Genomic DNA, 13,190 nt, shown 5'->3' with positions numbered 1-13,190 from the left:
GCCGCATCCTGCTATGATGATGCAACTAAATTTATCTTTGGCGCATTCATGCTGCCCCTCGTTGCGGATACGACAAGCGGGTGGATGTACCTGCAGGTGCCAGCAGCTGCACGCTTGCTGAAGCACCGTTATAGAACGAGGTTGATTCCCATTACTCCGGACCAGTTTGCCACGGAAGACTTGCTGACCTGGGAACACAACGGGGTGGCAGGTTCAGCCAGGTGGTGGTCGGCAAATGACCGGGCAGCGCCCAAGAAGCTTGTCGCGGTCGATGACCGGCTCAGCACAGCTCAGGCGATGAAGTATGCAGCTCAGGGCATAGCAATGCTATGGCTGGGCGACTTCCATAACGCAAAACAGATTTTGAGTGCAATAGATCGACGTCTGGCAAAGGGCCGGGGACGGTCAGCAGCTCAGCCTGCCGTGACCGATGCAGAGGAGTTTTACCGCATCCGCCAGGCCAGAGCCCAACGTTCGCGGATGATGTCATTGATTCTGGTGCCGCTCACCTTTGACGCACAGAGTGGGAGTGCAGTGCTGCCTTTGCCTCGGGCCCCGCACGTTGATCCGGCGGTTGAGTTCGGATACGAGCAGCGCCGCAGCTCCGGTGACGTGGGTGCCGTGGTGAGTCTGCAAGAGCTGATCGGGGTGCAGGGCGCCTATCAGTGGTTCTTGAACGGCGTGGACGTTCCCGCTTTGAACGCGAAGATTCACCCTCACTACGGTACTTTTTTGCCCACCCGCCACGAGTATGTTGATCTTGTCGCCCAGGCACCGCTGAACAATCGGGATTTAGCGTTCGATATTGGCACCGGCACCGGCGTACTGGCCGCAGTACTGGTCAACCGTGGCGTGAAAAAGGTGCTGGGAACAGACCTCAGCCAGCGTGCGGTGGACTGCGCGAACGACAACTTCACCCGACTGGGCGTACAAGGCACGGCAGAGGCCCAGTTGACCAGCATGTTCCCTGCAGGACGGGCACCGCTCATCATCTGCAACCCACCGTGGTTGCCGGGCAGCGCGACAACCACCCTCGACGCGGCGGTGTATGACCCCGGTAGCAAAATGCTGCTGCAATTTCTGGCCGGGTTACCGCATCACCTCACGGATGATGGAGAAGGTTGGTTGATCCTCTCTGATCTCGCCGAGCTGCTTGGTTTGCGTAGTCGACAGATGCTTCTGGACGCAATTGACGAGGCGGGGCTTCACGTGATCGATCGGCTCGACACCACGCCCACCCATAGGCGGGCGAAAGATAGCTCAGACCCTCTACACGTCGCACGTTCGAAGGAAGTCACCTCGCTATGGAGACTGCAGGTAAAAGAGCCTGTACCGCGGCGGTGAACGTCACACACAAGGTGGACCGTCCTCAGTGATTCCCGAGACTGCTCCCCCGTTCCCCGCAAACCACCATCGTCGCACAGGCGTGGGCGCGAACCAGCAGCATCAGGTGGACGGATGCCATGATGAGATGAACTTCATCGTGTCCTACAAGCACACAAGAGCCTGGGACATCGCTGATAACCATCCGGAGCTCCGACGGGTTATCAGCTAACCGCACACTACTCAGCGGTCTCCTAACCGCCCCACACGGCTGATCTGAGCGAAGCCCTTATGCTGAGAGTTTTCACGCACTCACGGCGAATTCTCCGGCCGAAGCCTCCTCCCGGATGTCCTCGCATTCACGCTGTGCGCGCTCGAGCAATTCGGTGGCATGGGCTCGTCCGGTCTCGGTGTCATCCAGGCCGGCCAGCATGCGGGAGAGCTCCTCGATGCGCCGTTCATAACTCAGGCTTTCAACCCCTGAGCTCACCGAGCCCTCGCCCACGTCCTTGGCCACATGGAGGTGGGTATCGGCATAGGCGGCAACCTGCGGGAGGTGTGTGACCACGATGACCTGGTTGTCATTGGCCAGGCGTGCCAGACGGCGCCCGATCTCCACCGCGGCTCGCCCACCGACTCCGGCATCCACCTCATCGAATACCAGGGTGGTGCCGGTGGTGCCGGCAGCGAGGATGACCTCCAGCGCCAGCATCACCCGGGACAACTCACCGCCGGAGGCCGAGGATGCCAGTGGACGTGGCTGTGCAAGCGCGTTGGCTGCGAGTTGGAACTCCACGGCGTCAATTCCAGTGGGGCCGGGTTCTGCGGCGGTCATAGCCGCAATGAACCGAGCTTTTTGCATGGCCAGCCCCTGAAGCTCCTCGGTGACTGTTGCACTCAGCCGTTTCGCCGCCTTGCAACGCTCGGTGGAGAGTTTCTTGGCCGCACGCATCATGGTGGATTCGGACTTCTTCACCTTCTCCTTGAGCTTGTCAATCGCCTCCGAGGAGATATCGATACTCTCCAGGCGCAGCTGGGCCTTCCGCCGCCATTCCAAGACACCGTCAATGTCCCCGGCGTATTTACGGGTGAGCAGTTTCAGCTGCTGCTGACGGGTGAGCATCTCATCGAGTGCCTGCGGATCAGCAGGGAGATCGGCGAGGAAGCTGCCCAGCTCCACGGACACCTCCCCCAGCAGCGAGGTGATCTCGGACAGCAGACCGGAGATCTCCTTGAGCTTGGGGTCCTCGCTGCCCCCCAATGCTGATTCGGCCTGACCCAGTTGATCCGAGGCGGATTCCTGGCCTTCATCAAAACCTGCGGAACCCCCCATCGCATCGCTGAGGGCACCGACGCCATCAATCGCACCGAGGGCCGTGGCGGCCTGTTCGCGGAGCGTGTCCACGTCCTGGAGGCGACGGATCTGGGAAAGCAGCTCAGCATCCTCCCCTGGTTCCGGACTCACGGCATCAATCTCATTGATGGCGAATTGGAGGCGGTCAACCTCCTGCGCCAGTTCGCGCCGCGAGCTGATCCGCTGTTTCAGATCACGGGAGAGTTCCTTCCACGTGGAGTACTTCTCTGAATAGCCGATGCGCAGGTTGGTCAGGGTGGGTAGGAAACGATCGAGGGCATCCAGCTGGCGTTCCGGGGACAGCAGGCGGAGTTGATCGTTCTGGCCGTGGATGGTGAGGAGTTCGCCGGAGAAATCCGACAGGATCGCCGCCGGAACCGCACGGCCTCCGAGGTGGGCTTTTGAACGACCATTGGCATTGACCGATCGAACAGCCAAGAACTCGCCGTTCTCATCGGCAGCACCGCCGGCGTTCGAAACTATTCCGGTTGCACGTTCGACAATGTCAGTGGGCACGTTCTCCGTGATGAAGCGCCCCTCCACCACGGCCTGCGGCGCCCCAGTGCGAACGCGGGAGGCATCTGCGCGACCACCGGAAAGGAGGCGTAAACCGGTTACTACCATGGTCTTTCCCGCACCGGTCTCACCGGTCAGTACGGTCAGACCCGAACTGAATTCGGCGGACGCGGCCGGAATCACTCCGAGGTTCTCAATGGCGATGTCTGCGAGCATGCCAGTTACTCTACATCAGAATCCCGAATTTCATGGGAACAGTTTTGCTAATTTCAGGTTAAGTTTTCGAATAGTTTGTCTGACCAGGGAATCTTCTGTTTCGCACACACGTCCGGTCGTGGTCGAGGTGTTCGAAGATTCACCCCAGAGGTCAAAAACAACCCTTCCCTCTCACCCACGCGCCCCCAAGGCAAGGAAAAACCCGCAGCGCCCCCGCCGCGGGCTCTTCAGTCGCATGGCCTAAGACGCGTCGGTTCCGTCTGCCCCGGGTTCAACCGCGCGCGCTGACGCCTTGTCCGGCCCACGCCAGCCAACCACCGGAAGGTGCAGTTTGCGGACCAGACGATCAGTGAACGGCAGGGAATCCAGCCGGACCCATCGGACCGGGCGGTGGCCACGGACAATCTCCACCCGGGAACCGGGGGGCATGGGAATGGGACGGAAACCATCCATCACGGCCATTGCAGGAGAGGTTCCGGACATGGATTCCACGGCCACGGTGGACTTTGGGCTGACCACCAGCGGTTTGGTGAACAGCGCATGGGCATTGTTCGGTACCACCAGGATCGCGTCGAGTTCGGGCCACAGGACCGGACCACCGGCAGAGAAGGCATATGCGGTGGATCCTGTGGGCGTGGAGATCAACACCCCGTCACAGCCGAAGGAAGCAACAGGGCGGAAATCCACTTCGAGGGTGGCATCCAGGACTCCACGGCGGTTGAGGTTTTCCACGCTGACTTCGTTGAGGGCCCATCCCCGGCCGATCTCCTCCAGATCACTGTCGCGGACGATGACATCCAGGGTCATCCGCTCCTCCACCCGGTAATCACGGTCGATAATGCGTTTGAGTGCGTCCTCCAGGGAATCCGACTCCCATTCCGCGAGGAACCCCACGTGGCCCAGGTTGATCCCCAGGACGGGCAGATCCACTGCGTGCGCGAGGTCTGCTGCACGGAGAAATGTGCCGTCACCACCGAGGACCAGAACCAGTTCAGCACCGTCAGCAGCGTTTTTGGAGTGGACGACCTGTTCGAACCTGCCCAGCACCGGGTGGGTGCGGACCGGGTCGTCCTCCTCATTGATCATCACCCGCACGGTGATGCCTGCCTGGTCGAGATGTTCCGCGGCCAGAACGGCGGATTCAATATTTGATGATCGTCCCGTGTGGGGCACCAACAGGACAATGCGATCAGTTACTCCGGTCATTGCTGCGGACCTTCTTCCACTGCTGTGTTGATCATGCTCACCAGGTGTTCGTGATCAGGCATTGTTGCACCACCATCTTTGACCAGCCATAAGAAGTATTCTACGTTGCCGGAGGGGCCTGGGAGTGGGGATGCGACCACCCCTTTGACGCTGAGCCCCAGTGTCCTGGCGAATTCCGCCACCTCGAGGGTGACCTCGGCACGCAGTTCCGGTGAACGGACCACCCCACCGCTGCCCAGTCGGTCCTTCCCCACCTCGAACTGCGGCTTGACCATGGGCAGGAGATCAGCGCCCTCGGTCAGGCACGCCACGATTGCCGGCAGGGTCAGTCGCAGGGAGATGAACGACAGATCCCCGACCATCATGTCGCAGGGCCCGCCGGTGTCTTCCAGGGTCATATAACGGATATTGGTGCGGTCCACCACCCGAACCCGGTCATCATTTTGCAGACGCCAGATGAGTTGTCCATAACCCACATCAACGGCGACCACCTCGGCGGCGTCGCGTCGCAGCAGCACATCAGTGAAACCACCGGTGGAGGCGCCGGCATCAAGTACGCGTCGGCCCTTGGCGCTTAATCCGAGGGGCTCGAAGGCTTCCAGGGCACCGATGAGTTTGTGGGCACCGCGAGAAGCCCAGTCCTCGGTGACTGATTCCTCCACCCGGATCGAGACTTCAGGTTCGACCACGCTCGCTGGCTTGATCGCGAGGATGCCACCAACGAAGACCCTGCGTTCACGGATCATCTCCACTGCTTGTTCACGTGAACGGGCAATCTTCCGGCGGACGAGTTCAGCGTCCAGTCTCCTACGAGCGACCATCGGGTGGGGATCTTCTTTCCTAATTATGCGTGCGGTACAGATGAGGGGAGAAAAATTCAGTGTATCTAGGCAAGGGCATCGTTGAGTATCCGGTATGCCTCTTCGAGGTTGCTGGCTTCTTCTGACAGGGTGTGGGAGTCCCGGGAGAGGACGTCGTCAAGCATGCTTTGCACCTTCGCCGGGCTGACGCTCAGAGCCCGGGGATCATGGGGCCTGGGCACTGTCACCACCAGGACTCCAGGGCTGTGCGCGCCGCATCAGAGACGGCACGCACCCGGGTAACCGGCACGGCGCTCTCTTCAACGGCCCAGGCGGCCGCCAGCACGGTCCGCAGCGCCTGCGTCGCGGTGCTGTCAGGCGTGCCACCGTCGAGCACAACCTCTTCACCGTCCACGTCGGCGGTGAAACCACCCTGGTCACCGGGGCGCAGCTGGTCCGCGTCACCGGAAAGATCCGCGAGTGAATCAGCGACAAAGGTCGGGCGTTCTGCGGGCACTGCAGTAAGCAGCGCATAATGCCCGCTGACCCCTGTGAGCACCTGGAATGTGTCCATGCCGGCGGCGTTACCACCGGCAATATCGGTGTTGAGGCGGTCCCCGACCACGAGCGGTTTCGTTGATCCGAGAGTCTTTGCTGCAGCGTGGAACATCGCCGGACCAGGCTTGCCGGCGGCCTCAGGTGTTACTCCCGTGGCACTGACCACCGCCGCCACCATGGAACCATTACCCACGTGGAGTCCACGCTCCATCGGGAGTGTGGTGTCCAGGTTAGAGGCGAAATACAACGCACCATTGTGGATGGACAGCGCGGCTTCGCTGAGTTGTGCCCAACCGGTGTCAGGATTGTGTCCGTGCAGCACCACCGAGGGCTTATCATCGGCGGAGGCCACCACCTCAAAACCTGCCGCGCGGGCCAGATCCCGGAAGGAATCAGTGCCCAGCACATACACCTTCGATCCAGCGGGGATTTTCTGGGACGCCATGATGATCGCGGCCTGCGCGGAGGTCATCACATGCTCGGCGGTTGCTGATTTCAGACCGATGTCCCGCAGCTGTCCCGCCACCATCTCGGGTGCGCGTGACGCGTTATTGGTCACGTATATCGCAGGGAGACCAGCGCTGTTGATTGCGTCAACGGCGTGCTCAATGGCCTGTCCCCCTTCATATACCGTTCCGTCGAGGTCGAGGAGAAGGCTGTCATAGTCCGTGAGAATGCTCATGGACTATGAGTCTAGTTGGTTCCCTGATCCAGCTGCTCGAGGCGCTCCTCAGCATCGAGGAAACCATCCTCATCAATATCAGCGGCGTGCTGGAACCATTCCCGTGCCTCATCTCCACGGCCGGCGAGCACCAGCGCATCGGCATAGGCATAGGACAACCGCGATGCGGTTAGTCCGGCGGAGTTCTTGTCCGGGTTCACCCGCTGCAATTCGATCACAGCGGATTCATGCTGACCCAGGTCATGACGGGCGCCGGCCACCACGATGGCCAGCTCAATCCGGGATTCCTCATCCAGATCGGTGAGATCCTCGGTGCGACCAAGCTCGATCGCCTTCTCTGGGCGCCCGAGACCACGTTCGCAGTCCGCCATGACCGCGATCAGACCGGGGCCACCAGCCATGCGGCGGGCAGCACGCAGTTCAGACAGGGCTTCCTTCCATTCGCCCGCGTGATACGCGGCAATGCCACAGGTCTCACGGACCACGGAGATGCGACCGGCACGGTCCTTGGCGGCCCGGGCATGGCGCAACGCCAGCTTGGGGTCATCCGCCAGCCAGGTGGCGGCCATGATCATATGCTTTGCGACGCCGTCTGCATTGTCCTTGGACAGCACCCGCAGGTCCTGCAGTACCAGAGGATCAAGATCCTTCACATCGATATCGCCGGGAAGATCAGGCTCGTTGAGGCGGGTGTTGATGCGTTCTTCGCGGAACCCGGAACGCTGTGGGTGCAGAGCATCGCGCTGCTCCTCACGGCCGGCGCCCGCCCGGTTGGAGTGCCCACGCGACGGTCCTCCGGGACGGCCACCACGACCACGGTTGTCCCGGTCATCACGCTTCTCATAACGGCGTTCGCCGCCGCGGCCACCCTGCTGGCTGCCGCGATCTGCGCCACGTTCTTCACGACCATAAGGGCGGTCACCACCCCGACGATCATCACGATCGCCCCTCCACTGACCCCCACGGGAATCGTCACCGTGACGATTCCCGTAGCCACCACGGCCACCATCGCGGGATTCAGATGAACGGCCGGAGGGCCGATCAGAGGATCGATTGGAGGAACCGCCGCGGTAGCCACCACGGTCATTGTTACGATCGCCACGGTAGCCGCGCTCACCCCGGGGAGCACGATTATCGTTATCGGAGCGGTTGTTGTCGCGATTGCGATCGTCGTTGTCAGCCATCTTGTTCCTTCATCTGCGAACGGTTCAAAAAATTCTATTATATACAACGAAAAAGAGTGTGGTCCAATGGGAGGAATTTTAAGACTCCTCAACCATTGAACCACACTCTCTCTTCATCTCTTTTAAGTTTTAGGTCGGCGGTAACCTACTCTCCCACACCCTCCCGAGTGCAGTACCATCAGCGTAACCAGGCTTAGCTTCCGGGTTCGAAATGGGACCGGGCGTTTCCCTGCTACTATCACCACCGACACAACCAACAGGCCACACACCACCAAGGGGTGTGTACGTGTGCTGTGCTAGACACTGCATAGTGGACGCGAACATCAAATCATTGTTCTGTGTGTTACATTGCGTTATTTATCCAAACCATAGGGTTTGTGTCGGTAAATTAGTACCAGTCACCTCCACACCTTACGATGCGTCCAGATCTGGCCTATCAACCCCATAATCTATAGGGAACCTCAAAAGAAACCTCATCTCGAAACAGGCTTCCCGCTTAGATGCTTTCAGCGGTTATCCCTTCCGTACGTAGCCAACCAGCCCTGCTCCTGGCGGAACAACTGGCACACCAGAGGTACGTCCGTCCCGGTCCTCTCGTACTAGGGACAGCCTTCCTTAAGTTTCAACGCGCGCGGCGGATAGAGACCGAACTGTCTCACGACGTTCTAAACCCAGCTCGCGTACCGCTTTAATGGGCGAACAGCCCAACCCTTGGGACCTACTCCAGCCCCAGGATGCGACGAGCCGACATCGAGGTGCCAAACCATCCCGTCGATATGGACTCTTGGGGAAGATCAGCCTGTTATCCCCGGGGTACCTTTTATCCGTTGAGCGACACCACAACCACAAGTAGGTGCCGGATCACTAGTCCCGACTTTCGTCCCTGCTCGAGCTGTCACTCTCACAGTCAAGCTCCCTTGTGCACTTACACTCACCACCTGATTACCAACCAGGCTGAGGAAACCTTTGGGCGCCTCCGTTACATTTTAGGAGGCAACCGCCCCAGTTAAACTACCCACCAGGCACTGTCCCCAACCCAGATCATGGGCCAAGGTTAAGACATTCAATCCGATCAGAGTGGTATTTCACCAACGACTCACACACAACTAGCGTCACATGATCAAAGTCTCCCACCTATCCTACACAAACCGAATCAAACACCAATACCAAGCTATAGTGAAGGTCCCGGGGTCTTTTCGTCCTGCCGCGCGTAACGAGCATCTTTACTCGTACTGCAATTTCACCGGGCCTGTGGTTGAGACAGCAGGGAAGTCGTTACGCCATTCGTGCAGGTCGGAACTTACCCGACAAGGAATTTCGCTACCTTAGGATGGTTATAGTTACCACCGCCGTTTACTGGGGCTTAAATTCTCAGCTTCGCCTTACGGCTAACCGGTCCTCTTAACCTTCCAGCACCGGGCAGGCGTCAGTCCGTATACATCAACTTAAACGTCTTCGCACGGACCTGTGTTTTTAGTAAACAGTCGCTTCCCTCTATTCTCTGCGACCCACACCAGCTCACAGTGTAAAACTGGTCACCTGTGTGGGCCCCCCTTCTCCCGAAGTTACGGGGGCATTTTGCCGAGTTCCTTAACCACAGTTCACCCGAACGCCTTAGTATTCTCTACCTGACTACCTGTGTCGGTTTAGGGTACGGGCCGAATATGCACTCGCTAGAGGCTTTTCTCGACAGTACAGGATCACCGAATTCACCCCAAAAGGGCTACGCATCACGCCTCGAACACAATGAGATACGGATTTACCAATACCTCGTTCTACACGCTTACACCACAATCCAATAAGTGGCTCAGGCTACCTCACTGCGTCACCCCATCACTTAGCTACTACCAGATCAGGTCCCACGCACGCCACCACCACCAACCCGAAGGTCAGTAGATGATCTTGTGGGTGGTTAGTATCACTGATTCACCATGGGCGCGCACACTCGGGTACGGGAATATCAACCCGTTATCCATCGACTACGCCTGTCGGCCTCGCCTTAGGCCCCGACTCACCCTGGGAAGATTAACTTGACCCAGGAACCCTTAGTCATCCGGCGGATGAGTTTCTCACTCATCAATCGTTACTCATGCCTGCATTCTCACTCGCGCACACTCCACAACACCGTCACCAGGCTGCTTCAACGCATGCACGACGCTCCCCTACCCAACAACACCACAAAGATGTCATTGCCGCGGCTTCGGCGGTGTACTTAAGCCCCACTACATTGTCGGCGCGGGATCACTCGACCAGTGAGCTATTACGCACTCTTTCAAGGATGGCTGCTTCTAAGCCAACCTCCTGGCTGTCTTCGCGACCCCACCTCCTTTTCCACTTAGCACACCCTTAGGGGCCTTAGCCGGCGATCTGGGCTGTTTCCCTCTCGACTACGAAGCTTATCCCCCGCAGTCTCACTGCTGTGCTCTAACTTACCGGCATTCGGAGTTTGGCTGATGTCGCTAAGATGTTGGTCCCGCTAAACCATCCAGTAGCTCTACCTCCAGTAAGAAACACACAACGCTGCACCTAAATGCATTTCGGGGAGAACCAGCTATCACGGAGTTTGATTGGCCTTTCACCCCTACCCACAACTCATCCCCTCAGTTTTCAACCTAAGTGGGTTCGCGCCTCCACGACGTCTTACCATCGCTTCACACTGGCCATGGGTAGATCACTCCGCTTCGGGTCCAAGACATGCCACTCAAAACACCCTAGTTAGGATTCGGTTTCCCTACGGCTACCCCACACGGGTTAACCTCGCGACATGCCGCTGACTCGCAGGCTCATTCTTCAAAAGGCACGCCATCACACCACAAAGGATGCTCTGACGGATTGTAAGCACACGGTTTCAGGTACTATTTCACTCCCCTCCCGGGGTACTTTTCACCATTCCCTCACGGTACTAATCCGCTATCGGTCATATCAAGTATTCAGGCTTACCGAGTGGTCCCGGCAGATTCACAGCAGATTTCACGAGCCCGCTGCTACTCGGGTATAACAACCACATCACCACAATGACCTTCATGTACAGGACTTTCACCTTCTACGGCAGGCGTTTCCACACCACTTCCACTAATCATCATGCGCAACGCCAGTGTCCGGCAGAACACAATCGTCATTACCCCACAACCACCTACATGCAACCCCTGCCGGGTATCACACACATAGATTTTAGCCATCATCCGCGTTCGCTCGCCGCTACTAACGGAATCACAATTGTTTTCTTCTCCTACGGGTACTGAGATGTTTCACTTCCCCGTGTCAACCTCCACACCGACTATATATTCACCGGCGGGTAACCACACATCACTGCGGCTGGGTTTCCCCATTCGGACATCCTCGGATCAACGCTTAGTTGGCAACTCCCCGAGGCATAACGCAGCCTCTCACGTCCTTCATCGGCTTGATATGCCAAGGCATCCACCGTGTGCCCTTAAAACAAACACTAAACACACCAACCACAAAGGCTGGTGCCACGTTCGGATACACAATAAAACTTACAAAAAATAAAGATGCTCGCGTCCACTATACAGTTCTCACACAACACAACACCCACACCAACAACAACCACACACAACGGTGATCCTCATTGATCTGAATGCCCAAGGAATAACCAATGTCATCCCAGACACCCAACAGCATGCCAAATATTTACTTCCCACACAGTATGGGTTTGTTTGCCGAACACAGGGTCATGATCCACCCGATTATTATTTGTTGATGGCAACCACGAACGGGTTCCAACACCAACACCCCAACAACATCAACACTGTTGATCGTGGGGTTAATTTAAAGCTCCTTAGAAAGGAGGTGATCCAGCCGCACCTTCCGGTACGGCTACCTTGTTACGACTTCGTCCCAATCGCCGATCCCACCTTCGACAGCTCCCTCCCACAAGGGGTTGGGCCACTGGCTTCGGGTGTTACCAACTTTCATGACGTGACGGGCGGTGTGTACAAGGCCCGGGAACGTATTCACCGCAGCGTTGCTGATCTGCGATTACTAGCGACTCCGACTTCATGGGGTCGAGTTGCAGACCCCAATCCGAACTGAGGCCGGCTTTAAGAGATTAGCTCCACCTTACGGTGTGGCAACTCGCTGTACCGACCATTGTAGCATGTGTGAAGCCCTGGACATAAGGGGCATGATGATTTGACGTCATCCCCACCTTCCTCCGAGTTAACCCCGGCAGTCTCTCATGAGTGCCCACCATCACGTGATGGCAACATAAGACAAGGGTTGCGCTCGTTGCGGGACTTAACCCAACATCTCACGACACGAGCTGACGACAACCATGCACCACCTGTACACCAGCCACAAGGGAAGCTACATCTCTGCAGCGATCTGGTGTATGTCAAGCCCAGGTAAGGTTCTTCGCGTTGCATCGAATTAATCCACATGCTCCGCCGCTTGTGCGGGCCCCCGTCAATTCCTTTGAGTTTTAGCCTTGCGGCCGTACTCCCCAGGCGGGGCGCTTAATGCGTTAGCTGCGGCACAGAAGACGTGGAAGTCCCCTACACCTAGCGCCCACCGTTTACGGCATGGACTACCAGGGTATCTAATCCTGTTCGCTACCCATGCTTTCGCTCCTCAGCGTCAGTTACTGCCCAGAGACCTGCCTTCGCCATTGGTGTTCCTCCTGATATCTGCGCATTTCACCGCTACACCAGGAATTCCAGTCTCCCCTACAGCACTCAAGTTATGCCCGTATCGCCTGCACGCCCGAGGTTAAGCCCCGGGATTTCACAGACGACGTGACAAACCACCTACGAGCTCTTTACGCCCAGTAATTCCGGACAACGCTCGCACCCTACGTATTACCGCGGCTGCTGGCACGTAGTTAGCCGGTGCTTCTTCTCCAGGTACCGTCACTATTACGCTTCGTCCCTGGCGAAAGGAGTTTACAACCCGAAGGCCTTCATCCCCCACGCGGCGTCGCTGCATCAGGCTTTCGCCCATTGTGCAATATTCCCCACTGCTGCCTCCCGTAGGAGTCTGGGCCGTGTCTCAGTCCCAATGTGGCCGATCACCCTCTCAGGCCGGCTACCCGTCGACGCCTTGGTAGGCCATTACCCCACCAACAAGCTGATAGGCCGCAGGCTCATCCCACACCGCAAAAGCTTTCCACCCCCCACACTAAAGGGGGGTCATATCCGGTATTAGACCCAGTTTCCCAGGCTTATCCCGAAGTGCAGGGCAGATCACCCACGTGTTACTCACCCGTTCGCCACTAATCCACCCTGCAAGCAGGGCATCATCGTTCGACTTGCATGTGTTAAGCACGCCGCCAGCGTTCGTCCTGAGCCAGGATCAAACTCTCCACAAAATATGAAAATAATTTCAAGGCCGTG

The 13,190-nt window shown here is 58.0% G+C and carries 6 protein-coding genes and 3 rRNA genes; 1 reads left to right on the top strand and 8 read right to left on the bottom strand.

Translation table 11 applies throughout. From position 1 onward, the window contains the following. Positions 1 to 48: 48 nt before the first annotated feature. A complete protein-coding gene (locus tag CFAEC_RS06690; protein ID WP_290279734.1) occupies positions 49 to 1,344 on the top strand; it encodes a methyltransferase in 1,296 nt (431 codons plus the stop codon). 283 nt (positions 1,345 to 1,627) lie between these two features. On the opposite strand, the gene recN is transcribed toward CFAEC_RS06690, so the two are convergent. The 8 genes from recN to CFAEC_RS06650 form a co-directional block, all read right to left on the bottom strand. Beyond that, a complete protein-coding gene (gene recN, locus CFAEC_RS06685; RefSeq protein ID WP_290279733.1) occupies positions 1,628 to 3,409 on the bottom strand; it encodes a DNA repair protein RecN in 1,782 nt (593 codons plus the stop codon). Positions 3,410 to 3,649: 240 nt separating this feature from the next. Next, on the bottom strand, positions 3,650 to 4,615 hold the full coding sequence (locus CFAEC_RS06680; RefSeq protein ID WP_290279732.1) for an NAD kinase: 966 nt from the start codon (positions 4,613 to 4,615) through the stop codon (positions 3,650 to 3,652). Then, positions 4,612 to 5,436 (bottom strand): TlyA family RNA methyltransferase, encoded by an 825-nt coding sequence (locus CFAEC_RS06675; RefSeq protein ID WP_290279731.1) that lies wholly within the window; start codon positions 5,434 to 5,436, stop codon positions 4,612 to 4,614. Before CFAEC_RS06675 ends, CFAEC_RS06680 begins: the two co-directional genes overlap by 4 nt. 223 nt (positions 5,437 to 5,659) lie before the next feature. Further along, a complete protein-coding gene (locus CFAEC_RS06670; RefSeq protein WP_290279730.1) occupies positions 5,660 to 6,655 on the bottom strand; it encodes an HAD-IA family hydrolase in 996 nt (331 codons plus the stop codon). Positions 6,656 to 6,666: 11 nt separating this feature from the next. Then, positions 6,667 to 7,839 carry a tetratricopeptide repeat protein gene (locus tag CFAEC_RS06665; protein WP_290279729.1) on the bottom strand — a complete coding sequence of 391 codons (1,173 nt, stop codon included), beginning with the start codon at positions 7,837 to 7,839 and terminating at the stop codon, positions 6,667 to 6,669. Between the two features lie 132 nt (positions 7,840 to 7,971). Beyond that, positions 7,972 to 8,088 (bottom strand): 5S ribosomal RNA (gene rrf / locus CFAEC_RS06660). 119 nt (positions 8,089 to 8,207) lie between these two features. After that, positions 8,208 to 11,286 (bottom strand): 23S ribosomal RNA (locus CFAEC_RS06655). A gap of 356 nt (positions 11,287 to 11,642) precedes the next feature. Then, positions 11,643 to 13,165 (bottom strand): 16S ribosomal RNA (locus CFAEC_RS06650). Together the 16S, 23S and 5S rRNA genes form the textbook arrangement of a ribosomal RNA operon. Positions 13,166 to 13,190: the final 25 nt, after the last annotated feature.

The sequence above is a fragment of the Corynebacterium faecale genome, from assembly GCF_030408735.1.
Taxonomy (GTDB): Bacteria; Actinomycetota; Actinomycetes; order Mycobacteriales; family Mycobacteriaceae; genus Corynebacterium; species Corynebacterium faecale.
This window is presented reverse-complemented; position numbering and strand designations above follow the sequence as displayed.

Bases quoted from the DNA above. Each gene is read 5' to 3' on its own strand.
- CFAEC_RS06690 (WP_290279734.1), top strand. From the start codon at position 49: ATGCTGCCCCTCGTTGCGGATACGACAAGCGGGTGGATGTACCTGCAG.
- recN (WP_290279733.1), bottom strand. From the start codon at position 3,409: ATGCTCGCAGACATCGCCATTGAGAACCTCGGAGTGATTCCGGCCGCG.
- CFAEC_RS06680 (WP_290279732.1), bottom strand. From the start codon at position 4,615: ATGACCGGAGTAACTGATCGCATTGTCCTGTTGGTGCCCCACACGGGA.
- CFAEC_RS06675 (WP_290279731.1), bottom strand. From the start codon at position 5,436: ATGGTCGCTCGTAGGAGACTGGACGCTGAACTCGTCCGCCGGAAGATT.
- CFAEC_RS06670 (WP_290279730.1), bottom strand. From the start codon at position 6,655: ATGAGCATTCTCACGGACTATGACAGCCTTCTCCTCGACCTCGACGGA.
- CFAEC_RS06665 (WP_290279729.1), bottom strand. From the start codon at position 7,839: ATGGCTGACAACGACGATCGCAATCGCGACAACAACCGCTCCGATAAC.